Raw genomic sequence first — 21,417 nt, 5'->3', positions numbered from 1 at the left:
CTATGAAAGAATTTGAAAAAATTATCAATACAGCTTGGGATAATAAAGATTCCATCAACGGTCAATCTGATAAGTCTATATTAGATGCTATCGACCAAACGATTGAACTTGTTGATAAAGGTGAACTAAGAGTTGCTGAAAAAAATGGTAATGAGTGGGTAGTTAATCAATGGGTTAAAAAAGCAATAATGTTAAGTTTTAGAACTCATGATATGGATTCATTAAGCGGCCCGTATAGCAGTTGGTATGATAAATCTCATTTACTAAGAGGTAAAACAGCAAATTGGACTAAGGAAGATCATATAAAAGCTGGTTTTAGAATGGTTCCAAATTCTCCAGTTAGAAAAGGATCTTTTATTGGAAAAAACGCAGTGCTAATGCCTTGCTTTGTAAATATTGGAGCTTATGTAGATGAAGGAACTATGGTGGACACTTGGGCTTCTGTAGGATCTTGTGCACAAATAGGAAAGAACTGTCACATATCGGGTGGTGCTGGTATCGGAGGTGTATTAGAACCAATGCAAGCTAACCCTACTATCATTGAAGATAACTGTTTTATTGGAGCTCGTTCAGAAATAGTTGAAGGAGTAATTGTTGGAGAAGGATCTGTATTATCTATGGGTGTATTTATTGGTCAATCTACAAAAATTGTTTACCGAGAAACTGGTGAAGTAATCTATGGAAAAATTCCACCATACTCAGTAATAGTTCCAGGCAGCCTTCCAAGTAAAGATGGTAAAGGTCCTGCTTTATATTGTGTAGTAATTATTAAACAAGTTGATGAAAAAACTAGATCTAAAACTTCTATTAACGACCTATTAAGAGACTAAATGACAACTTACAATGAGATCACATTAGCTAAAGAGCTAATAAGATTTCCAAGCATTACACCAATTGATGCTGGAGTAATGAAATTCTTAGCAAAAAAATTAACTGCTATTGGATTTAAATGTAAGATTTTAGAATTTAAAGATAAAAACTCTAAACCAGTTAAAAACCTATATGCAAGATTGGGTAATTCTCAACCAAACTTTATGTTTGCTGGTCATTTGGATGTAGTACCTCCTGGAAATATAAACGATTGGACAATTAAACCTTTTAGTCCAACTATTAAAAAAAATCATCTTGTTGGCAGAGGAGCTAATGACATGAAAAGTGCAATTGCAAGCTGGGTTGTTGCTGTAAATAGCTTTGTATCAAATAATAAAAAAATTAACGGGTCAATTAGTTTGTTAATTACTGGTGATGAAGAAGGTATTGCAATTAATGGTACTAAAAAAGTAGTTGATTATTTAAAAAAGAAAAAAGAAAAAATAGATTTTTGCTTAGTTGGTGAGCCAACAAACCCTAATAAACTTGGTGAAATGATTAAAATAGGTAGAAGAGGAAGTATTAATGTTGAATTAACTATAATTGGAACTCAAGGTCACGTTGCATATCCTCATCGTGCTAAAAATCCATCAACTTCATTAATTAAAATACTAAATGAAATAAAAGAAATAAAATTTGATAAAGGAACAAAAGACTTTCAGCCAACAAATTTAGAAGTAACTAAAATTAATATTAATAATATAGCTGATAATGTTATTCCAGGACTTGCAATAGCCACTTTTAACATAAGATTTAATAATAAACATACATCTTCTAGCTTAAAGAATAGATTAAATAAAATTTTCAAAAATATTACTAAAAAAGATAAATCTAATTTTAAAGTAGATTATCGTATATCAGGTGAAGCTTTTTTAACTAAGCCTAATAAAACAACTTACATGATTCAAGATGTAATAAAAAAAATTACAAAAATTAAACCTCAATTGTCTACAACAGGTGGAACTTCGGATGCAAGATTTATTAGAAAAATTGCACCATGTTTAGAATTTGGTCTAGTAGGTAAAACAATGCACAAAGTTGATGAGGCGGTATCTATTTCAGATCTAAAAAAATTGACTAAAATATATTATAATATTTTAGAAAATTATTTTAAATGAAAACTGGTTTAATAACCTCTGATACTTATCAAAATCATAACACAGGCGACGGTCATCCAGAGAAAATTGATAGAGTTACAGTGGTTATCGATAATTTAAAAAAATTGGACAATAAAGATTTAGTTTGGAAAAAACCTTCAAAATTTGATCGATCACTTTTACAAATAACTCACAATTCGGATTATATAAATTTTGTAGAAAAATCTTTTCCTGAAAAAGGATTATCTTTTTTAGATGGAGATACAATAGTCTCCCCTGGGAGTAAGGATGCAAGCTCAGATGCTGTAGGTTCAATCATTACAGCTATAGATGGTGTTCAAAATAAAAATTTTAGCAATGCGTTTTGTGCCGTTAGACCCCCTGGACATCATGCTGAGAAAAATAAGGCTATGGGTTTTTGCATCTATAACAATGTGGCAGTTGGAGCCAACTATCTTATAAATAAATATAAACTTAAAAAAGTAGCAATTATTGATTTTGATGTTCATCATGGAAACGGCACTCAAGATATTTTTCATGATAATGAAAAGGTTTTATATATTTCTACTCATCAATATCCTTATTATCCAGGATCAGGCACTAACGATGAAAAAGGGAAATATAACAATATATTAAATATTCCCTTACCAGCAGGAACAACCTCAGAAGAGTATTTAAATGCCTACGAATTTGTACTTAAGAAAATTAGAGGATTTAAACCTGAATTTGTCTTACTTTCAGCAGGGTTTGACGCACATAAAGATGATCCATTGGCACAACTTCAATTAGAGTCAAAAGATTTTTATAATATTACTAAAAGAACACTCGAGCTATCAAAACAATATTGTGATGGAAAAGTAGTATCAATTTTAGAAGGTGGATACGATCTATTAGCACTTCAAGAAAGCACTGAGATGCATGTAAAAGCTTTACTAGAATTTAATTGATAATTTCTCAATAAGCACTAAAGAATTCTCAATGAAACTTTATAGAATTAAAAAGTCTGACATCGATAAAAAAGGTCGTGGCCTATATGCTACAAAAGATATCAAAGAAGGCACTAGAATTATTGATTATGTTGGTAAAATTATTACTAAGAAACAAACGGAAGAGTCACAAAAATTTGATAATGCAAAGCCTATCTATTTATTTAATTTAAATAAAAAATACGACATGGATGGAGATGTTTCTTGGAACACAGCACGTTTAATAAACCACTCTTGTTCTAATAATTGTGATTATAACGGGACAGGTTTAAAGTTATGGGTAGTAGCTATAAAAGATATTAAAAAAGGTGAAGAGATTACAGCTGATTATGGCTTTGGTTACGATGAAGATTACAAACAGTTTACATGTAAATGTAAGTCAAAAAATTGTTGTGGCTATATTGTTCGAGCTGAATCTAGATGGAGAATTAATAAGAAATTTAGTATTGGCCGACAAAAAACTAGTAAATAACTTTTTTTAAAAATAATCCCTCAGCAGGTGCAGGTGGCGCACAAAGAATTCTTTTTTTTTGATTTAATAACAAATTCAAATTTTTTTAAATTCCATTTATTTTCAGCTAAATATTTTAAGCTACCTACCATTGATCTTACTTGTTGTTGTAAAAATGATTGTGACTTAAACTGTATTTCAATTCTTCCACTAGTTGATTTAATCTTAACAGATTTCATAGTTTTAATTGGACTTTTTGCATTACAACTTGATGCTCTAAAAGTAGAAAAATCTTTAGTACCTAAAAGTTTTTTTGCCCCTTTTTTCATTAACTCAATATCTAATTTTTTGATTATGTGCCAGCCTCTTTCTTTTTCAAGAGAAGGCTTACTTAATCTATTAAAAATTATATATTTATAAATTCTTTGTTTAGCAGAATGTCGTGCATGAAATTTTAGACTTTTTTTTTTTAATTGCTAAAACAGAAATACCTTTATCATTTATAAAATGATTAATTGATTTTAATAACTTATCTAAATTTTGAATTTCTTTTTTGCAATCAAAATGAGCTGACTGCTCTATTGCATGAACACCTGCATCTGTTCTTCCAGATCCTAACAAGATCACTTTTTCTTTTAAAAGTTTTGATAATCTGACTTGTATTTCTTTTTGAATTGATTTTCCTTTAGATTGTATTTGCCAACCAACAAAATTAGTTCCTATATATTCTATCAAAACTTGGTATCTAAACATTTGTTATTCTTGAGCCTTTTGTTATTTGCGAACCAAGAACAAATTCATTAATATTTTGAGGCTTTTTTCCTTGTCTTTGAATTTCAATAATTTTTATAGATTTTTGATCTCCACAGCTAATTTCTAAATCACTAGTCATTACCTCACCTACCTCTCCACTTTTAGTTCCTAATTCTGCTTTTAAAATTTTGTATCTTTCATCTTTAAAAATAAAAAAGGCCCCAGGGCTTGGGTATAATCCGTTTATTTTTCCAATAATACTTTCTGCATTATCATTCCACTTAATTTCACCCTCTGATTTTTCAATTTTAGAAGCGTAGGTTGCTTTTGAATCGTCTTGTTCTTTAAATGTTAATTTATCTTCAAATATTTTTTCTAAGTTTTCTATGATTTTTTCTGAAGCTAAAATTGAGAGTTTAGTTGATATCGTTTCTGCATTATCACTATCTTTAATTTTTATTCTATAACTATTGCAAACTGGACCCGTATCAAGTTTTTCTCCTATTCTCATAATACTAATTCCTGTTTCTTTTTCTAAATTCATAATAGACCTTTGAATGGGCGCTGCACCTCTCCAATTCGGTAGAAGGGAGGCATGAATATTTATAAAACCTTTTTTGGCAAGTTTTAAAAATTCTTTGGGTATTATTTGACCATAGGCTACGACAATTACCAAATCCAGATCTAGTTTCTTTAAGTATTCATATTCTTCTTTATTTGCTTTTAATGTGTCTGGTGTCCTACAGTCTATATTATAATCTTCTGCCACAATTTGAATTGGCGACTTATTTATTTTTTGACCTCTTTGAGATTTTTTTGGTGGCTGTGTATATACGACAGGTATTATATAATTTTTTTGATACAAAGATTTTAAAATTGGTACAGCAAATAATGGTGTACCCATGAAGACAATTTTTTTTGTCATTTAAACGATTATTCTATTCGACTTAATCTTAGATAGTTTTTTAATTATCATAGATTTTTTTAATTTAGATAAATAATCTATAAATAAAACTCCTTCTAAGTGATCCATTTCATGTTGAATACAAGTTGCCAATAATCCATCTGCTTTTAATAATTGTTTTTTTCCATTGTAATCTAAATATTCAACTTCACATTCATTTGGTCTTTCTATTTCAGCAAACTGATCTGGAACCGACAAGCAGCCTTCTTCATATTTTGATGTTTTATTGTTTTTATTTTTAATCACTGGATTAACAAAATATCTTGGTTCCTTTTTGTCTTCATCTCTGCTTATATCCATCACTATAATTCTTTTTGGCACACCTATTTGAATCGCTGCAAGGCCTATTCCGGGTGCTGCATACATAGTATCCAGCATATCATCCATAATTCTTCTTTCTTCATCACCGACATTTTCAACTGGTTTAGAAATCTGCCTTAATAGTTTGTTTGGTTCTGTTAAAATTGTTTTAACTGACATAATGACTGATTATTTTAGTATAAATTTTAAACTTTTAAAGGAAGAATTTTAAAGAGTATTTTATTCCTTAGTGGATCCACATTTAGCTGATTAAGTGTGCTTATAATAAAGTATAACGTATCCTCATCTATATTGTTTAAGTTGTCTTGCCCTATAACCTCAACAATTCTAAGCAATGCAGCAGCCATATCACCACTTTTAACAAATATTTGAATATCAAATGGTATTTCTGAATCATTTATTTCGTATAAATCATTATACTTATTTAAAATCTTGATACCATCAGACTTAAAAGTCTCAACTAAAATTATATCTTTTTTAGAAAAAAAATATTTTTTATTTTTTTTAATTTTTTTTAAGAAGTCATTTATATCTTTTGTGGGATCTTTTTTAGATTTTTCTAATTTTAAATAATTTATTAATTTTGATTGATGTAAAATTTTATTATTTATTTTAATATTTACTTGTTGCGTCTCTTTATCCTCTAAATTATTTTGATAGAATGTTGTAAAATTTGAAGGGACCTTATCCTCTTCTATATTTCTTAAAAAAGCTTTTAATTCTATGTTAAATGCTTTTTCAATACCGTCATTCTTGAAAGAATTTTTGAGAGCATTCATTAGTTGTAATTTATTCTCAATTTCAGTGGTAATTAAAATTCCTTGATAAATTAACGCTCTTGTCTCTACTGCTGAGAGCACTTTAGTTGATTCTTTGATATTTAATAATTGATTAATATTAAATTGAAATCTCTTATAAAGTTCAAATAACTCTCTCTCTGTATAATTTCCCTCGTGTGTTGCCTTTTCGATACTAGTAATTTTGTCTATATCTGTAAGCTCAATATCAATGATATTATCTAATAGATTTGAAGTTGATAAATATTTCCATATTTGTTTTGATGTAGTATCCTTGGGTTCAAATTTAAATTCTGGATTTGTTCTGTGAGATAAGTGAAAATCTAAGATTGTTTTTTCTGAAACTTCTATTGCTGGTTCTGTATTAAACCCCATCAAATAATCAATTTTTTTAACAAAAAACTTATCAGCAATACCTAATTCTAATTGAAGATCGATGAGCAATTGAGCTTCATCTCTTTTATTATTATTAATTAAGCAATAAATATTAAATTTAGATAGATATAAATCTTGTATTGGTTCTTTAATTTTTGAAAAAATCTCACAAGCTTTTTTAACATCAGATTGGGACAGGTAATGATCTGCTAAATGTTTAGTAAGTTTTGGGTGCTCATTAACAATCTGATTGTTTAATAAATATTGTTCAATTAGTTCAAAATTTGAATGCTTAATAAGCCACTTTGATTTTATTTCTAAAAATTGTTCTTTTGAAATATTCATTTCTGGATAATGTGCATTTGTTAATAATAAAATATCCAAAATCTCCACCGCATCTCTTGAAAGTTCCAATTTATCTATTCTTTTAAAGATATTTAAAATTTGATCCCCATTAGAATTAGACCACATATTGATATCTAAACCGTTTTCTGCAGGATCATAAATTCCAACTAACTTTGTTTCTTTAGAAATTAAAGTTTGTGTTTCTTCTATACTTAATTCCCCTTTTTTTTGGGACTGCATTTCATAAATAGTATTCTGTGGAATATTTTTTTCAGCTTCATCTTCGATTAGATTTGTATTTTCTTCAGGTTTTTTTTCACCTACTTCCCAGATATCGACTGGTTCTTGTGAGTTGGTTACAAAACCAAAAAATAAAGAAAATAATATAACTAAAAAATAGTTCTTACTTAACAATTTTAAGTTTTTCATTAGGAATGATTTTTTCAATGTCTTTATTTGGAGATGGAAATTCAATTTTCCCAAGTAGTACTACGGTTCCAATAAAAATAATTAGCACCAAAGCTATTTTGATTAATAGACTTTTACCACTTCCATTACTTGTATTTTTTGAAAATTGCATATATTCTTTACTAATTTCAGATTAAGACATATTTGTGTTTTTTCAATAAAGAAAGCTTATGAATTCAAATAAAAACCTCGTTTTTTTAGGTATGATGGGGTCAGGTAAATCTTCTATTGGAGCTATGGTTTCAAAAAAATTAAACATTCCATTCATTGATATAGACCATTTAATTGAAGAACATGCTGGAATGACTGTCTCAGAAATATTTGAAGTAAGTGGCGAGGACTACTTTAGAAATTTAGAAGAAAAAATAACAATTAAATCTTTAAAACATAAAAAAGTTGTTGTTTCCTTAGGTGGGGGTGGTTTTGTTAATGACAAGATAAGAAAAGATGTTTTAACAAATCATTTTTCTTTTTGGCTTAATTGGGATGATTTAGTTTTAATTAAAAGAATTAAAGGTAGCAAAAAAAGACCCTTAGCCTCAAAGTCAACTGAACAAGAAATTAAGACCATTATCAAAAAAAGAAAAAATATATATTCTAAGGCTAATTTTAAAATAAACTGTAATAAATTAACAAAAAGTGAAATAGTTAAAACAATAATAAAAACATATGAGCTTAATTAAATTAAAAGTTAACAACAGCAATCAGAAATATTCAATTATTATTGGAAATAATATCTTAAAAAAAATGAATAAATTTTTGAAAGAAAGTTCTATTAATTTTAATCAATGTCTTCTTATAATAGACAAGAATATTCCAAAAAATTTAATAAAAGATGCTTTAAAATCTTTACCAAAAAGATCTACTACAGTTCATTATTTTAATGCAAATGAAAAAAATAAAAATCTAAAAAGTGTCAATGAAATCACATCAATTCTTTTAAAAAAAAATTTTAATAGAAATGATTGTTTAATTTCTATTGGTGGTGGTATTACTGGTGATGTGTCAGGCTTTGCAGCAAGCACGTATAAGCGAGGCTTAAGGTTTGTTAATATACCAACTACACTACTTTCACAGGTCGACTCATCTATTGGAGGCAAAACAGGAGTAAACACCAAATATGGCAAAAACTTAATTGGCTCATTTTATCAACCCAGTCTGGTTGTATCAGATATTAATTTTTTAAACTCTTTGCCAAAAAGAGAAGTTGTGTGTGGGTATGGTGAAATTTTAAAACATTCCCTTATTGATGATAAAAAGTTTTTTAATTTTTTAAATAAGAATGGAGAAAAAATTTTAAAATTAAAAACTCCCTTTATACAAAAAGCTATTCATCGAAGCTGCTTGATTAAAAAAAAAGTAGTTGAAGCTGACGAAAAAGAATTAGGTATGAGAAAAATACTGAATTTTGGGCACACCTTTGCCCACGCTTTTGAAGCAACACTACATTATTCAACAAGATTAAATCATGGTGAAGCAGTTATTCTTGGTGTTAAAACTGCTGCAAAATTTAGTTTATTAAATAAAATTTTGAATAAAAAAGAATTTGAATTAATTAACAACCATTTAAATAATCTAAATCTTCCAAGAAATATTAATAAGTTTTTTTCACTAAAAAATTTAAATACACTTTTATCTTTTATGAAAAAAGATAAAAAAAATAATACAGATAAAATTAATTTAGTTTTACTTAAAAAAATAGGTTTCCCAATTTACAAATTACAGTTTAATGAAAAAACTATTAATCTCTTTTTGAAAAAAGAATTAACTAAGTAGTATTTGAATGGAATGTATGTGTTCTTTCAACTCATGATCTAAAATATTATAGATTTTCTTAGTTGATTCTATCTTATTTAATCTTTTCAACTCATCAGATTTAATAATTAATTTTAAATGAAACATTCCTTCTTGGTTTCCTTTATGATTTTTATGTAAAAAACTTTTATCTTCTATTTTAAAATCTTGCATAACAATTTCTGCTTCAATTTTACTTTTAACAATTTCAATTAATTCGTTTATATTCATAAATAATAATTTATTACTATACAACATGAAAAATATTTGTGATTGGAATAATTGCTTTGATACTGGTGAATATAAGGCACCAATTGAGAAAGATAATAGCAAGCGCTACAGGTTGCTTTGCTTGGCTCACGTTAAAGAATTCAATAAAAATTGGAATTATTTTAAAGGAATGGACGATGAACAAGTATTTGATTTTTTAAAGTCTGATATGACCTGGCACAAACCCACTCAGAGCTTTAGCTCCTCAGATAACTTTTTTAAAGTGCTATGGAACAATACTTTAAAAGATGAGTTTGATAAAACCAAACTTAGAGGTGAATATAACCATATGAATCAATTCAAATTTGATGCTAATGATATTAAAGCTTTTAGTATTCTGGGTGTTTCAGTTGGCCAAAAATGGGAACAAATTCAAGATCAGTTCAAAACTCTTGTCAAAAAATTTCACCCTGATATTAATTTGGGAAATAAAGAATACGAAGAAAAACTTAAATTAATTACTTTGGCTTATACTCAGCTAAAAAATACTTATAAGGAAAAAATTGACACCTAATTTAAACATACAGCCAGACATTAAATTGTCTTTAAAGCAAAGTTTTGGAATTGACTCAGATATGGAAGTTGACGCTTTCTCTAAAAGAAGTGAATACGTTCCTGAAATAGATAAAAATTATAAATTTGATAGAGATACTACTCTTGCTATCATATCTGGCTTTGCGTTTAATAAGCGTGTCTTGGTTCAGGGCTATCATGGCACAGGAAAGTCTACTCACATTGAACAAATTGCAGCTAGATTAAACTGGCCTTGTATTAGAGTAAACTTAGATAGTCATGTAAGTAGGATTGATCTTATTGGAAAAGATGCAATTGTTGTAAAAGATGGCAAACAAATTACAGAGTTTAAAGAGGGTATTTTACCTTGGTCTATTCAAAACCCTGTTGCGCTTGTTTTTGATGAGTATGATGCAGGAAGACCAGATGTGATGTTTGTTATTCAAAGGGTGTTAGAAGCCGAAGGAAATTTCACTCTTTTAGATAAAAATAAAGTTATAAAACAAAATAAATTTTTTAGATTATTTGCAACTTCAAATACTGTTGGTTTGGGTGATACAACAGGATTATACCATGGTACTCAACAAATAAACCAAGGACAAATGGATAGATGGAATATTGTAACATCTTTAAATTATCTTAGTCTTGATAGAGAAATGGAAATCGTTCTTGCTAAAAATAAAAATTTAAATAATCCGAAAGGTAAAGAAAAAGTATCTAATATGATTAAAGTTGCATCTTTGACTAGAAAAGGCTTTATAGCGGGAGATATATCAACGGTAATGAGCCCAAGGACGGTACTTCATTGGGCTGAAAATGCTGAAATTTTCAAAGACACAGGTTATGCTTTTAGAGTTACTTTTTTAAATAAGTGTGACGATATAGAGAAAAATACAATAGCTGAATATTATCAGAGATGTTTTGGGGAAGAGTTGCCAGAGTCGATGGTTAATATTCAGATCTAAATGAGCTCAAAAGAAAATAATTTTAAAGAGCAATTTAAACAAGCATTAATTTCTACTGCCAAGGTAATTTCTGAAGATTATAAATTAGATGTTAAAAAATTAGATAAGGATTTAAGTAATAAAAAAACTGATTTTTTTGATATAACCAATTTATCAAATAAAAATGATTTTGTTAGACTAAGAGCAGAAACTGATTCTGGTGCCTTAAAGAAAAAATTTTCAAATAAAGAAATATTTAATAAAAACCTACCTAAAAATCCTTCTTGTAAATCTTTATATAATATTGCTGAAAAAATTAGGTATGAACTTCTTGGGGGCAAAATGCTTAAGGGAGTTGGAAAAAATTTAAGTGAAAATTATAGTCAAAAAATTCTTTCTAATCGAAAAGAACAATTAAAAAATAAAGAAGATGTTCCTGTGACTGAAGCTTTTGAGTTATATATGTTAAATAAATTCTTTAAATTGAAGCTCAATGATATGTCTACAAAAATGTTAAATTTTTGGAAGAAAGAGTTTGACGAATCTATTGAGAAACATCTTGATTTTTTAAATAAAAATTTGGAAGATCAAAATAATTATAGTTTAAAATTTTCAGAAATTTTAGAAAATATGGATGTCTTTGCTTCAAATAATGAGGAAAATAATAATGAAAACGATGAACAAAAAAATGAGCAGGACAATAAATCAGAGAACGATCATGACAGTCAGTCTGATGACAAAGAGGAAGAAAGCAAACAAAATGATAGTCAGACTAGCCTAGATGCTGGCTTTGATCTTAGCGATCAGCAGATGGAGGAGCAATTAGAGGATTCAGATTCTTTGAAAGAGAGCGCAGAAAATTTTTTGCAAAAAACAAGTATTAATAATATTGATCAAGATTATAAGGTATTCACCACTGAATTTGATGAAATTGCAAAAGCAGAAATATTAGAAGATATAAAAGAAACCCAAAAATTGAGAAAAAATTTAGACCAACAGCTTGTCGGGTTTCAAGATTTAATTACTAAGCTTGCTAACAAGCTACAAAGGCAGCTCCTTGCAAAACAAAATAGAGCATGGGAGTTTGATTTAGAAGAAGGTTTGTTAGATAGCTCAAAATTAACTAGAATAATTATGGATCCTTATAATTCTTTATCTTTTATGAAAGAAAAAGATCTTGATTTTAAAGATACAATCGTAACACTGTTAATAGACAATTCTGGTTCCATGAGAGGTCGACCAATAACAATTGCTGCACTTTGTGCAGATATATTATCCAGAACCTTAGAAAGATGCTCAGTAAAAGTAGAGGTTTTAGGATTTACCACAAAAAATTGGAAAGGCGGTAAGAGCAGAGAGACTTGGGCTAAAAATGATAAACCCAAATATCCAGGAAGATTAAATGATTTAAGACATATAATTTATAAAGGTGCTGACACACAGTGGAGGCAGGCTAAAAATAACATAGGTTTAATGCTAAAAGAAGGGTTATTGAAGGAAAATATTGATGGGGAAGCTATTTCGTGGGCCTATAGTAGAATTAAAAAAAGAAAAGAAGAAAGAAAAATACTTATGGTTATTTCAGATGGTGCCCCAGTAGATGACTCAACATTATCAGTTAATTCAGGAGATTTTTTAGAGAAACATTTAAAGATGATGGTTAAATTTATAGAAACAAAAAGCGACGTTGAAATTTTAGCTATCGGTATCGGGCATGATGTTTCTAGATATTACGATAAAGCTATTAAGATAACAGATGTGCATGAACTTGGCGATGTTATGGTTTCTGAATTGAGTGGCTTATTTGAAAATAAAAAAAAACTACATTAAAGTTTTAAAAGATCTTTATTTTTCCATTTGATGCTAACTTCAGCCCCACCTCTTGTTTTGGAATTTCTACATAAAATATTTGCATAATTTTTTTCAAGTAGTGTTTTGCCAATAAAAATTCCAAGACCTAATCCTGATTTTGATTTTATTGAAGACTTAACAGATTTAATATAAGGCTCTCCAATTTTGCTCAAAACATCTTTTGGATATCCCTCTCCATCATCTTCTATTATAACTTCTGTTAAATCATTATCACTTTTTATATTAATAAAAATTTTATTTGCAGAAAACTTATTTGCATTGCCAATAAAGTTTCTTAATCCATAAACAATTTCTATTGATTTGGTTATATTAAGTGGATTTGAATTTTGATCATAATTAACAATGAATTTTTTCGTACTTATTTGTTGGAATGATTTGATTATTTCATCTACATAGGCTGATATTGTTAATTCACCATCAATAAAATTATCTTCAATAACAGGGTTTAATGTTAATTTTTTTAAGATCTCACTACATCTCTCTAATTGACCAGACAATAACTCAATATCTTTTTTAATATCTTCATTATCTTTAAATTGTTCCAGTAAATCAGTAGAGATGATCTTCATTGTTGAAAACGGTGTTCCTAATGAATGTGCAGCAGCGGCAGCTTGTCCACCTAATGATAATAATTCATGTTCCTTGGACATAATTTCTTCCATTTTATTTAGTGCCTCTTTTCTTATTCTGGATTCTGATCCAAAGGTTGAAGCAAAATAATTCAAAAAAAGTAAAGCAATGATTAATGCTATTGGTATTGAATAATAATAATAACTGTCTACGTGAAAATGATCACTAACTGGAAAGGGTAAAGGTTGGTTAAAAAAGGTAAGAAAAATAACTACTAAAACCGTTGAGCTAACTAATAATAAATTGCTTCTAAAACCTAAATTAGACGATGAAAATATAGCTGGGATAATCAAAAAAATTGAAAAAGGATTTATAATTCCACCTGATAAATAAATCAAACAACTCAGTTGTAGAATATCAATAGATAAAAAAATAAATGCTATCTTATCTGTTAGTTGAGTATTCTGATTAATATAGATTAAATAAAGATTACTTAGTACTCCGATTAGAATTGTTGAATTTGCTAAAATTAGATTAAATCTAAAATCAAAAACAAAATAAATAAAGTTAACTGTTATAAGTTGACCAATAATAGCAATCCACCTTAAATTGATATAAGTCGACTTTTTTAAAGAAAAATATTTTGAAGTTTCGAAAAACTTCATTATTAAATATCTAGATTTTGAACATTAATTGCGTTTGAAACGATAAAATCTTTTCTTAATGCAACATCATTACCCATTAATGTATGAATTAAATCTTTATCTTTTTTTATATCTTTTGAGTATTGTACTTGTAGCAAATTTCTTGTTTCAGGGTCTAGCGTAGTATTCCATAACTCTTCAGGGTTCATTTCTCCTAATCCCTTAAATCTTTGAATGCTCATTCTAGATTTTTCTTCTTCATACGCTCTAGTAAATTCTTTTGTACCTTTTTTAATTTTTTGTAATTCTTTATTATTCTTTAAAATATAATCTTCTAACTCTTTTTCATCTTTAATATAGATGCCCTTTGTTCCTTTGTTAATTTTAAACAAAGGTGGCTGTGCAAGATAAATATGTCCATTTTCAATTAGTTTATTAAATGGTTTATTGTTAAAGAATGTTAGTAACAATGCTCGTATATGAGAACCATCAACATCGGCATCTGTCATGATAATAATTTTTCCATATCTTAAATCTTTTAAATCAATATCTTCAACTTTTGGATCAAGGCCAAGTGCATTAATTAAGGTCACAACTTCATTAGATGACATCATTTTTGCTAAAGATTTTGTTCTATGTTCGCTACCATCTCTATTGCTATTTTTTTTAAGAACAATCTCTTCCACATAAGTATTAAGAATTTTACCTCTAAGTGGCAAAACGGCTTGATTTGACCTATTTCTTCCTTGTTTAGCCGAACCACCTGCAGAATCCCCCTCAACGATGAATAATTCTGTTCCTTCTTGTTTGCCTATTTGACAATCTGCTAATTTTCCAGGCAATCCACTTAATTCTAAGGCACCTTTACGTCTAACATTTTCTCTAGCTTTTCTAGCAACATCTCTTGCTAAAGCTGCCTGCATTACTTTAGCTAAAATAATCTTTGATAAAGTTGGGTTTTGATCAAACCATATTGAAAGTTTTTCACTAACAATGCTTTCCACAATCATTCTAACTTCTGATGAAACAAGCTTATCTTTTGTTTGAGAAGAAAATTTAGGATCAGGTATCTTTGCTGAAATTACACATGTAAGACCTTCTTTAATATCGTCTCCTGAAATAGTTAATTTATTTTTTTTTAATAAATTATGCTCTGTGGCATATTTATTAATTACTCTAGTAAGGGCGCTCCTAAACCCTAATAAATGAGTGCCACCATCTTTTTGATAGATATTATTTGTATATGGATAAATGTCTTCTCCATAACTTGCATTCCACTTCAAAGAACATTCAATTTCAATATTATCTTTTTTTCCTTCAATATAAATAGGCTTCTTAAATAAATCATTGCCTGTTTTATTTACAAGTTTCTCTCTTTTTTCATCTAAAAAATCAACAAACTCTAAAACTCCACCATCAAATTTAAATACAATTATTTTTTCTTTTTTTTGATTTAAGTCATTAACAGTTATTTTTATTCCCTTGTTCAAAAATGCAAGTTCACGCATTCTTTTAATAATTATATTTGGAGTAAATCTTATTGAAGAAAATATTTCTTTTGATGGTAAAAATGTTATTTGTGTTCCAGTTTCTTTTGATTTTCCTATAACTTTGAGAGGCGCTTTTGAAGCCCCATCTTTGAATTCCATAAAATATCTATTTCCATCTCTATCTATTTCTAGCTTTAACTTTTCTGATAATGCATTTACAACTGAAACCCCTACGCCATGTAAGCCTCCTGACACTTTGTATGAATCGTGATCAAATTTTCCTCCAGCATGAAGCTGGGTCATGATAACTTCTGCAGCAGACATTTTTTCACCCTTGTGCATATCAACAGGTATTCCTCTGCCATCATCTCTAACTGTAATAGTTCCATCAGAATTTATTTTAACATCTATATTTTTACAGTGTCCTGCTAAAGCTTCATCTATAGAGTTATCAACAACCTCATAGACCATATGATGTAAACCTGTTCCATCATCAGTATCACCAATGTACATTCCTGGTCTTTTTCTAACAGCTTCAAGACCTTTTAAAACTTTGATGGAGTCTGCTTGATATGTTGAGTTGTTTTTCATATTTTTGTAATGGAAAATTAAATGATTATAACATTTTTATAAAAAAAAGAGGTAAATTAATTATAATAATCCACAACAAATTAGTAAATAAGTCCTTTTTTTAAATGGTTTTTAATTTTTGGCGGAGAGACAGGGATTCGAACCCTGGGTACCTTTAACAGTACACACACTTTCCAAGCGTGCGCTTTAAACCGCTCAGCCATCTCTCCTTAATTTTGAATAAATACCCATGGATGTTCTTTATAAACTGTATATTTTTTAAACCAAAAAGATAAGTATCTCTCTGCAAGATAAGCATGCTGTCTTTTAGTGTCGTAGCCTGAAAGATTTTTAAATCCAATTTTTTTTTCACAACGCTCTAACCAAGGGAATAGTTTATTGAACCATTTGTTAGCAATTTCTGGTTTGGTTATAAACATTATATGAGGATTGAATTTAGTATTTATATTTACATATGAATTAAAATCATTTTTATCTTCTTCATCTAATAAATCTATAGCTAAGTCTAGATTTCCAAAACCATGGTGCATATCAAAATGTAGTTTTAAATTATGGCGTGCATCATTAAATAAGATTAATGGATTTTTAATAACTGACCTCCAGCCACGCTTTAAAATTTTCATTTTTTAACACCCTTAACATTTATTGGTTCACAAATGATTGACTCAAATTTATCCCAATCTTTTTCGGGCTTACTTAGTAAATGTTCATTGATATTGTTAATATCTATTTTTTTTTTATAGAAGATGATTTGATCCAAAATCATCTTTTTTGACAAGACCCTACCCAATTATTATTGTTAAATTTAATTAAATTCTTCCAGTACCAATAATGAAAAGTAAGCTCTGAATAATATTTTTCTTTATAAAAAATATTATCTTTAGTATCACACTTTAAATAATTATCTGAAGAATTAACTTTCCCTACACTGGCTATTTGATAGTTTATTTTTTCTATATGGGATATTTTCTTATTAGTTACAAAGAAAATTTCCAAATTATTTGATTTCATTTTTTTTTAATAAAAGCAATCTCATTGAATTTACCTTTAAAAATACTAATTTCCTCAAAATTGTCTAAGAAATATTTTTTGTCACTGTCATTAATATACTTAGAGTAAAATTCTTTGTTTTCTTTAATTAAATAAAGAATTTCTCTAAGGGTAGGTTTTTCTTTTTCTACATTCATATCATTTCTAATATCTGGAAAATCAAGCTCTTCAACAATAAAGATTCCTTCTGGTTTTAATTTTTTGAATAGAATGAATAAGCTTATAATTTGATCTTTAAGATAGTGGCCTGCATCCTCAATAATAAAATCAAAATATTCATCTTTATTAACAATCTTATTTTGTATTTGTAATTCTGAACTTGTATCAATAAAAAAATTTTTTATTCTTTTTGATTTATAGATAAATAAATCAGGAAAGATATCACCAGAACTTATGTGAGCGTTTTTAAAATAAAAAAATAAAGCAGCTGCTGCATTACCTCTAAAAGCTCCTAGCTCAAGTATATTTAAATTCTTCACTTTTTCTTTTTGCAAGAATTTTTCATAAAAAGAATGGTAAGCGTGTCCACCAATTAATTTTTTTTCTTTCTTTGCTGGTTTTTGATATTGGTTGATATAAAAATCACCCTTATCACTATTAAAAAATTGAAAGAGAAAATTTAAATCTTTTAAAAATAAATGCTCATGTTTCAAAGCAAAAAGATCTAAATTCTTAATTTTTGGATAATAAAATTTATTTAATAAATAAATGAATGGAAGAATCAATTTAATATAAGTCTTTTTAAAAAAATTGGCTTTAGTTAATCTGTGAGAATAATAAATTTTAATAAATGTTTTAAATTTCATGCATGTAAATTAATTATTTCTTTTAGTTATCATCTTATTATATTTTTGATAGAATAAAGTTAATAAAATGAATAATAAATTATTAAAAAAAATTTCTGGTTTATTTGGATATAAATTGGTTGATAAAAATTATATTAAGAATAATAGAATTATTGAAAATACTACTTATTTAACAATTGACAAGATATTGAATTTCTTGTTCAGTGACAAAAAAATTAATTACCTAATTCAGATTGGTGCAAATGATGGTTTAAGATTTGACATCTTAAATAAATACATCAAAAGATATAATACTAAATCTATATTAGTCGAGCCAATCAAAAAAAGTTTTCATGACCTGATGGATAATTATAAAGATTATAATAATATTATATTTGAAAATGTTGCAATTTCAGTAAATGATCAAATTACTCATTTATATAAAATTGACCATTCAAAAGAAGAAAAATATAAAAGTGAACATTTTAAAGGTATAATGTCATTTGACAAAAATCATCTCATAAAACATGGTGTTAAAAAAAGTGATATAGTAAAAGAGGTTGTCGAATCTACTTCAATTGATAATTTAATTAAAAAATATAAGATAGATATAGTTGACTTATTATTTATAGATGCCGAAGGTTATGATGCTGATATAATTGAGGATTTTTTAAGAACTTCTTTAATGAGGCCTATTATAATTTTTGAATACATACATGTGCCTAATAAAAAATTAAAGGATTTAGTAAATTCTTTCAATAGAAAAAAGTATCTTTTTTTCTCTTTGAATGAGAATTTGATTTGCTTCCCACAAGAAAAACATAGTTTTATTAAATTCAATTAATTTGAGATCCAATCTTTGTATTTTTCTAAATTTTCCAATATTGGTTTTGGAAAAGATTTGTCTATTTTCTTTGTTTTATATACTTCGTTTCTTCCAATAATATCTTTTCCTGAATTAATTTTTTTTTGAATTTCGTCTATCTGTAAATATTTTTGATCTATTTTTTCTTTAAAATGGTATGGATCATTTGTTTCACATAAGTTTTTGTACTTATGAAGAAGCTGTGCTGCATTTTTTAAATTGCAAAAATGCCAACCACCATTTTCAATGATGTTATTTAATCTCAATTTATCAATTCTCCAAAAAGGTCTTTTTTTAAATTTCAAGTTTCTTAACCATTGTGGTGATTTTAAGAATTTTTTTATGCATATCCTGCTTCCATACCAATGAGGATTTTTAGTACTTTGTAAATTTATCTTATAATAATAGTGATTTTGTTTAAAAACAGCATACTGCATATCTTTTTTGAAGTTACTTATTGTTTCTGGATTTGGTATTTCATCTAAATCTGAAACAATAATTAAATCATCTTCAGATGTGGAGTTAAGTCCTCTTAATATAGCATTTCTTTGAAAATTTTCTCTTAGATAAGGATCGTCTCCATCTGGCATATCTTCAACAGGAATATAAATTATCTTATCTTTAAAATTGTTAAACTTTTCAATATCAAATTGAAGTTTTTTTGGATTATTTTGCCATGTTTTATTGCCCTCAACTATTACAAAATAATCTACATAATCATTCAATACATTCAATCTCATATCTAATAACAAATCTTCGTCCCAATATGAAAAGCAATCATAAATCTTCATTTAGTTATCTTTATTTATTTTTAAAACTCCTATAAAAGCTTCTTGTGGTATCTCAACTTTTCCAAACTGCTTACCTCTGGCTTTCCCTTTTTTCTGCTTATCTAATAATTTTCTTTTTCTATCTCTAGCACCACCACCATGAATTTTTGTTAAAACATCTTTTTTAAAACCCTTAATAGTTTCCCTAGCTATAATTTTTCCTCCAATCGCTGCCTGAACTGGAATCATAAAATTGTGTCGTGGAATTAAATCTCTTAATTTTTCACAAACTTCTCTTCCAACTGTTTGAGCAAAATCTTTATGAACCATCATTGATAGAGCATCTACTGGCTCAGCATTAACAAGTATTCCTAATTTTACTAAATCTCCCTCTCTATGGCCTATGATCTCATAATCAAAACTTGCATAACCACTAGTCATTGATTTAAGTCTATCATTAAAATCAAAAACAACTTCGTTTAGAGGAATTTCATAATTTAAAACTGCTCTATTACCTGAATAACTTAAGTTTGTTTGTACTCCTCTTTTATCCTGACAAACCTTTATAATTGGTCCTAGATATTGATCTGGTGTAATAATTGTTGCTTTAATCCAAGGCTCTTCAATAAATTTGATTAAAGTAGGTTCTGGTAAACTTGAAGGATTTTGTAACTCTATTATTTCCCCTTTGTTCATATGAACTTTATAAACTACTCCAGGTGTTGTAGTTAATAAATTTATATCAAATTCTCTTTCTAATCTTTCGGTTATAATTTCTAAATGTAAGAGACCCAAAAAACCACATCTAAAACCAAGACCTAACGCAGATGAAGATTCTGCCTCATATGAAAAGCTAGCATCATTTAATTGAAGTTTGCCCAAACCATCTTTTAATTTTTGGTATTCAGAACTATCTACAGGAAACAATCCACAAAATACAACTGGCTTACTTGGTTTAAATCCAGGAAGTGCCTTTTGAAGTGGTTTACTTACATCACAAATAGTATCTCCAACTTTTGTTTCTGATAAAATTTTTATTCCTGTTGTTATAAAACCAATTTCTCCTGCATTTAATTCACTAACATCAGTTGCTTTTGGAGTAAATACACCTACTTTTTCAATTATATATTCTTGGTTAGTAGACATCATTTTGATCTTCATATTTTTTGCAATTTTTCCGTTAATAACTCTAACTAAAATAACCACCCCTAAATAAGTGTCATACCAACTGTCAACTAGTAAGCATTTTAAATCAGCATCTTTTTCTCCTTCTGGAGCTGGTAGTGACACAATAATTTGTTCTAGAATATCTTCTATGCCCTCGCCTGTTTTTCCTGAGCAAGGTATGGCATTTTCAGTGTCAATACCTATAACTTCTTCTATTTCTTGTTTTGTTTTTTCTAAGTCTGATGCTGGTAAATCAACTTTATTTAGTACAGGTACTATCTCATGTTTAGTGTCTAAAGCTTGATAAACATTGGCCAATGTTTGAGCCTCTACACCTTGGGTACTATCAACAATTAAAATAGATCCTTCACATGCATACAGAGATCTACTAACTTCATAGCTAAAATCTACGTGTCCTGGAGTATCAATAATGTTTAGAATGTACTCTTTGCCATCTTTTGCTTTATAATTAAGTTTAACAGTTTGAGCTTTAATAGTTATTCCTCTTTCTCTCTCAATATCCATTGAGTCTAGAACTTGTGCCTTCATTTCTCTTTCAGTTAGTCCACCACAACTATGAATTATCCTATCTGCGATTGTTGATTTGCCGTGATCAATATGCGCAATGATTGCAAAGTTTCTGATGTGATCAATTTTTGTCATGA

Annotated in this window: 25 protein-coding genes and 1 tRNA gene; 10 read left to right on the top strand and 16 right to left on the bottom strand. The window is 28.1% G+C overall.

Annotation, left to right across the window (positions count from 1 at the left end; all coding sequences use genetic code 11):
- The first annotated feature begins 2 nt into the window (after positions 1-2).
- The 4 genes from dapD to ABXT52_RS00300 are packed head-to-tail and all read left to right on the top strand — an operon-like array spanning position 3 to position 3,425.
- Complete coding sequence (dapD, locus tag ABXT52_RS00315) at positions 3-830, top strand: 2,3,4,5-tetrahydropyridine-2,6-dicarboxylate N-succinyltransferase (protein WP_415271932.1); 828 nt, start codon at positions 3-5, stop codon at positions 828-830.
- Positions 831-1,988, top strand: a complete 1,158-nt coding sequence (gene dapE, locus ABXT52_RS00310; RefSeq protein WP_415271931.1) for a succinyl-diaminopimelate desuccinylase — start codon at positions 831-833, stop codon at positions 1,986-1,988. It begins immediately after the preceding gene.
- Positions 1,985-2,914 carry a histone deacetylase family protein gene (locus ABXT52_RS00305; protein WP_415271930.1) on the top strand — a complete coding sequence of 310 codons (930 nt, stop codon included), beginning with the start codon at positions 1,985-1,987 and terminating at the stop codon, positions 2,912-2,914. The genes dapE and ABXT52_RS00305 overlap by 4 nt, the downstream gene beginning before the upstream one ends.
- A gap of 31 nt (positions 2,915-2,945) precedes the next feature.
- The gene (locus tag ABXT52_RS00300) at positions 2,946-3,425 is read left to right on the top strand and encodes an SET domain-containing protein (RefSeq protein WP_415271929.1); all 480 of its coding nucleotides are present in this window, start codon (positions 2,946-2,948) and stop codon (positions 3,423-3,425) included.
- Positions 3,426-3,445: 20 nt separating this feature from the next.
- Here ABXT52_RS00300 and ABXT52_RS00295 read toward each other — a convergent pair whose 3' ends face one another.
- The 6 genes from ABXT52_RS00295 to ABXT52_RS00270 form a co-directional block, all read right to left on the bottom strand.
- Positions 3,446-3,733 carry a hypothetical protein gene (locus ABXT52_RS00295; RefSeq protein ID WP_415271928.1) on the bottom strand — a complete coding sequence of 96 codons (288 nt, stop codon included), beginning with the start codon at positions 3,731-3,733 and terminating at the stop codon, positions 3,446-3,448.
- Positions 3,734-3,833: 100 nt separating this feature from the next.
- Complete coding sequence (locus ABXT52_RS00290) at positions 3,834-4,157, bottom strand: hypothetical protein (RefSeq protein WP_415271927.1); 324 nt, start codon at positions 4,155-4,157, stop codon at positions 3,834-3,836.
- Entirely contained in the window at positions 4,150-5,082 is a 933-nt protein-coding gene (gene fmt, locus ABXT52_RS00285) for a methionyl-tRNA formyltransferase (RefSeq protein ID WP_415271926.1), read from the bottom strand. The genes ABXT52_RS00290 and fmt overlap by 8 nt, the downstream gene beginning before the upstream one ends.
- Positions 5,083-5,601 carry a peptide deformylase gene (gene def, locus ABXT52_RS00280; protein WP_415271925.1) on the bottom strand — a complete coding sequence of 173 codons (519 nt, stop codon included), beginning with the start codon at positions 5,599-5,601 and terminating at the stop codon, positions 5,083-5,085. It abuts the gene before it with no gap.
- A 26-nt stretch (positions 5,602-5,627) separates the two neighbouring features.
- Positions 5,628-7,388, bottom strand: coding sequence for a hypothetical protein (locus tag ABXT52_RS00275; RefSeq protein WP_415271924.1), 1,761 nt, complete (start codon positions 7,386-7,388; stop codon positions 5,628-5,630).
- Positions 7,363-7,539, bottom strand: a complete 177-nt coding sequence (locus tag ABXT52_RS00270; protein ID WP_415271923.1) for a hypothetical protein — start codon at positions 7,537-7,539, stop codon at positions 7,363-7,365. The genes ABXT52_RS00275 and ABXT52_RS00270 overlap by 26 nt, the downstream gene beginning before the upstream one ends.
- 58 nt (positions 7,540-7,597) lie before the next feature.
- On the opposite strand from ABXT52_RS00270, the gene ABXT52_RS00265 reads away from it, so the two are divergent.
- Entirely contained in the window at positions 7,598-8,110 is a 513-nt protein-coding gene (locus tag ABXT52_RS00265) for a shikimate kinase (RefSeq protein WP_415271922.1), read from the top strand.
- Positions 8,097-9,203 (top strand): 3-dehydroquinate synthase, encoded by a 1,107-nt coding sequence (aroB, locus tag ABXT52_RS00260; protein ID WP_415271921.1) that lies wholly within the window; start codon positions 8,097-8,099, stop codon positions 9,201-9,203. The genes ABXT52_RS00265 and aroB overlap by 14 nt, the downstream gene beginning before the upstream one ends.
- On the opposite strand, the gene ABXT52_RS00255 is transcribed toward aroB, so the two are convergent.
- Positions 9,192-9,452, bottom strand: a complete 261-nt coding sequence (locus tag ABXT52_RS00255; RefSeq protein ID WP_415271920.1) for a BolA/IbaG family iron-sulfur metabolism protein — start codon at positions 9,450-9,452, stop codon at positions 9,192-9,194. The two genes, aroB and ABXT52_RS00255, sit on opposite strands and share 12 nt — an antisense overlap.
- A gap of 25 nt (positions 9,453-9,477) precedes the next feature.
- Between ABXT52_RS00255 and ABXT52_RS00250 the strand changes: the two genes are divergently transcribed.
- From ABXT52_RS00250 to ABXT52_RS00240, 3 genes are read left to right on the top strand one after another with little or no spacing between them, the layout of a single operon-like run.
- Entirely contained in the window at positions 9,478-10,005 is a 528-nt protein-coding gene (locus ABXT52_RS00250; RefSeq protein ID WP_006997453.1) for a J domain-containing protein, read from the top strand.
- On the top strand, positions 9,995-10,969 hold the full coding sequence (gene cobS, locus ABXT52_RS00245; RefSeq protein WP_415271919.1) for a cobaltochelatase subunit CobS: 975 nt from the start codon (positions 9,995-9,997) through the stop codon (positions 10,967-10,969). The genes ABXT52_RS00250 and cobS overlap by 11 nt, the downstream gene beginning before the upstream one ends.
- Positions 10,970-12,778: a cobaltochelatase CobT-related protein gene (locus tag ABXT52_RS00240; RefSeq protein ID WP_415271918.1), complete on the top strand. Its 1,809-nt coding sequence runs from the start codon at positions 10,970-10,972 to the stop codon at positions 12,776-12,778.
- On the opposite strand, the gene ABXT52_RS00235 is transcribed toward ABXT52_RS00240, so the two are convergent.
- The 7 genes from ABXT52_RS00235 to ABXT52_RS00205 all read right to left on the bottom strand — a co-directional run bounded on the left by ABXT52_RS00235 (position 12,775) and on the right by ABXT52_RS00205 (position 17,971).
- On the bottom strand, positions 12,775-14,055 hold the full coding sequence (locus tag ABXT52_RS00235; RefSeq protein WP_415271917.1) for an ActS/PrrB/RegB family redox-sensitive histidine kinase: 1,281 nt from the start codon (positions 14,053-14,055) through the stop codon (positions 12,775-12,777). The genes ABXT52_RS00240 and ABXT52_RS00235 overlap by 4 nt on opposite strands.
- Before the next feature lie 2 nt (positions 14,056-14,057).
- On the bottom strand, positions 14,058-16,115 hold the full coding sequence (locus tag ABXT52_RS00230; RefSeq protein ID WP_415271916.1) for a DNA gyrase subunit B: 2,058 nt from the start codon (positions 16,113-16,115) through the stop codon (positions 14,058-14,060).
- 119 nt (positions 16,116-16,234) lie between these two features.
- Positions 16,235-16,324, bottom strand: a tRNA-Ser gene (locus tag ABXT52_RS00225).
- Complete coding sequence (locus tag ABXT52_RS00220) at positions 16,325-16,738, bottom strand: DUF4422 domain-containing protein (RefSeq protein WP_415271915.1); 414 nt, start codon at positions 16,736-16,738, stop codon at positions 16,325-16,327.
- Positions 16,735-16,881 (bottom strand): hypothetical protein, encoded by a 147-nt coding sequence (locus tag ABXT52_RS00215; protein WP_415271914.1) that lies wholly within the window; start codon positions 16,879-16,881, stop codon positions 16,735-16,737. The genes ABXT52_RS00220 and ABXT52_RS00215 overlap by 4 nt, the downstream gene beginning before the upstream one ends.
- Complete coding sequence (locus ABXT52_RS00210; protein ID WP_415271913.1) at positions 16,878-17,126, bottom strand: DUF4422 domain-containing protein; 249 nt, start codon at positions 17,124-17,126, stop codon at positions 16,878-16,880. Before ABXT52_RS00210 ends, ABXT52_RS00215 begins: the two co-directional genes overlap by 4 nt.
- A complete protein-coding gene (locus tag ABXT52_RS00205) occupies positions 17,123-17,971 on the bottom strand; it encodes a hypothetical protein (protein WP_415271912.1) in 849 nt (282 codons plus the stop codon). The genes ABXT52_RS00210 and ABXT52_RS00205 overlap by 4 nt, the downstream gene beginning before the upstream one ends.
- Before the next feature lie 67 nt (positions 17,972-18,038).
- On the opposite strand from ABXT52_RS00205, the gene ABXT52_RS00200 reads away from it, so the two are divergent.
- Positions 18,039-18,794, top strand: coding sequence for an FkbM family methyltransferase (locus ABXT52_RS00200; RefSeq protein WP_415271911.1), 756 nt, complete (start codon positions 18,039-18,041; stop codon positions 18,792-18,794).
- On the opposite strand, the gene ABXT52_RS00195 is transcribed toward ABXT52_RS00200, so the two are convergent.
- Both ABXT52_RS00195 and lepA read right to left on the bottom strand, forming a co-directional pair.
- The gene (locus tag ABXT52_RS00195) at positions 18,791-19,606 is read right to left on the bottom strand and encodes a hypothetical protein (RefSeq protein WP_415271910.1); all 816 of its coding nucleotides are present in this window, start codon (positions 19,604-19,606) and stop codon (positions 18,791-18,793) included. The two genes, ABXT52_RS00200 and ABXT52_RS00195, sit on opposite strands and share 4 nt — an antisense overlap.
- A complete protein-coding gene (gene lepA, locus ABXT52_RS00190; protein ID WP_415271909.1) occupies positions 19,607-21,415 on the bottom strand; it encodes a translation elongation factor 4 in 1,809 nt (602 codons plus the stop codon). It lies immediately after the preceding gene.
- Positions 21,416-21,417: the final 2 nt, after the last annotated feature.

It is taken from the genome of Candidatus Pelagibacter sp. Uisw_121 (assembly GCF_047722545.1).
In the GTDB taxonomy this organism is placed as follows: Bacteria; Pseudomonadota; Alphaproteobacteria; order Pelagibacterales; family Pelagibacteraceae; genus Pelagibacter.
Note: the sequence above shows the minus strand (reverse complement) of the source record. Positions and strands in the feature narration are given on the sequence as shown.

Excerpts from the sequence above, each read along its gene's own strand:
- ABXT52_RS00305 (WP_415271930.1), top strand. The coding sequence starts at position 1,985 with ATGAAAACTGGTTTAATAACCTCTGATACTTATCAAAATCATAACACA.
- ABXT52_RS00255 (WP_415271920.1), bottom strand. The coding sequence starts at position 9,452 with ATGAATATAAACGAATTAATTGAAATTGTTAAAAGTAAAATTGAAGCA.
- fmt (WP_415271926.1), bottom strand. The coding sequence starts at position 5,082 with ATGACAAAAAAAATTGTCTTCATGGGTACACCATTATTTGCTGTACCA.
- ABXT52_RS00290 (WP_415271927.1), bottom strand. The coding sequence starts at position 4,157 with ATGTTTAGATACCAAGTTTTGATAGAATATATAGGAACTAATTTTGTT.
- ABXT52_RS00210 (WP_415271913.1), bottom strand. The coding sequence starts at position 17,126 with ATGAAATCAAATAATTTGGAAATTTTCTTTGTAACTAATAAGAAAATA.
- def (WP_415271925.1), bottom strand. The coding sequence starts at position 5,601 with ATGTCAGTTAAAACAATTTTAACAGAACCAAACAAACTATTAAGGCAG.
- ABXT52_RS00250 (WP_006997453.1), top strand. The coding sequence starts at position 9,478 with ATGAAAAATATTTGTGATTGGAATAATTGCTTTGATACTGGTGAATAT.
- ABXT52_RS00275 (WP_415271924.1), bottom strand. The coding sequence starts at position 7,388 with ATGAAAAACTTAAAATTGTTAAGTAAGAACTATTTTTTAGTTATATTA.
- ABXT52_RS00235 (WP_415271917.1), bottom strand. The coding sequence starts at position 14,055 with ATGAAGTTTTTCGAAACTTCAAAATATTTTTCTTTAAAAAAGTCGACT.
- ABXT52_RS00265 (WP_415271922.1), top strand. The coding sequence starts at position 7,598 with ATGAATTCAAATAAAAACCTCGTTTTTTTAGGTATGATGGGGTCAGGT.
- ABXT52_RS00295 (WP_415271928.1), bottom strand. The coding sequence starts at position 3,733 with ATGAAAAAAGGGGCAAAAAAACTTTTAGGTACTAAAGATTTTTCTACT.
- ABXT52_RS00230 (WP_415271916.1), bottom strand. The coding sequence starts at position 16,115 with ATGAAAAACAACTCAACATATCAAGCAGACTCCATCAAAGTTTTAAAA.
- ABXT52_RS00300 (WP_415271929.1), top strand. The coding sequence starts at position 2,946 with ATGAAACTTTATAGAATTAAAAAGTCTGACATCGATAAAAAAGGTCGT.
- ABXT52_RS00220 (WP_415271915.1), bottom strand. The coding sequence starts at position 16,738 with ATGAAAATTTTAAAGCGTGGCTGGAGGTCAGTTATTAAAAATCCATTA.
- dapE (WP_415271931.1), top strand. The coding sequence starts at position 831 with ATGACAACTTACAATGAGATCACATTAGCTAAAGAGCTAATAAGATTT.
- ABXT52_RS00205 (WP_415271912.1), bottom strand. The coding sequence starts at position 17,971 with ATGAAATTTAAAACATTTATTAAAATTTATTATTCTCACAGATTAACT.
- ABXT52_RS00200 (WP_415271911.1), top strand. The coding sequence starts at position 18,039 with ATGAATAATAAATTATTAAAAAAAATTTCTGGTTTATTTGGATATAAA.
- lepA (WP_415271909.1), bottom strand. The coding sequence starts at position 21,415 with ATGACAAAAATTGATCACATCAGAAACTTTGCAATCATTGCGCATATT.
- ABXT52_RS00240 (WP_415271918.1), top strand. The coding sequence starts at position 10,970 with ATGAGCTCAAAAGAAAATAATTTTAAAGAGCAATTTAAACAAGCATTA.
- ABXT52_RS00195 (WP_415271910.1), bottom strand. The coding sequence starts at position 19,606 with ATGAAGATTTATGATTGCTTTTCATATTGGGACGAAGATTTGTTATTA.
- dapD (WP_415271932.1), top strand. The coding sequence starts at position 3 with ATGAAAGAATTTGAAAAAATTATCAATACAGCTTGGGATAATAAAGAT.
- ABXT52_RS00270 (WP_415271923.1), bottom strand. The coding sequence starts at position 7,539 with ATGCAATTTTCAAAAAATACAAGTAATGGAAGTGGTAAAAGTCTATTA.
- ABXT52_RS00215 (WP_415271914.1), bottom strand. The coding sequence starts at position 16,881 with ATGATTTTGGATCAAATCATCTTCTATAAAAAAAAAATAGATATTAAC.
- aroB (WP_415271921.1), top strand. The coding sequence starts at position 8,097 with ATGAGCTTAATTAAATTAAAAGTTAACAACAGCAATCAGAAATATTCA.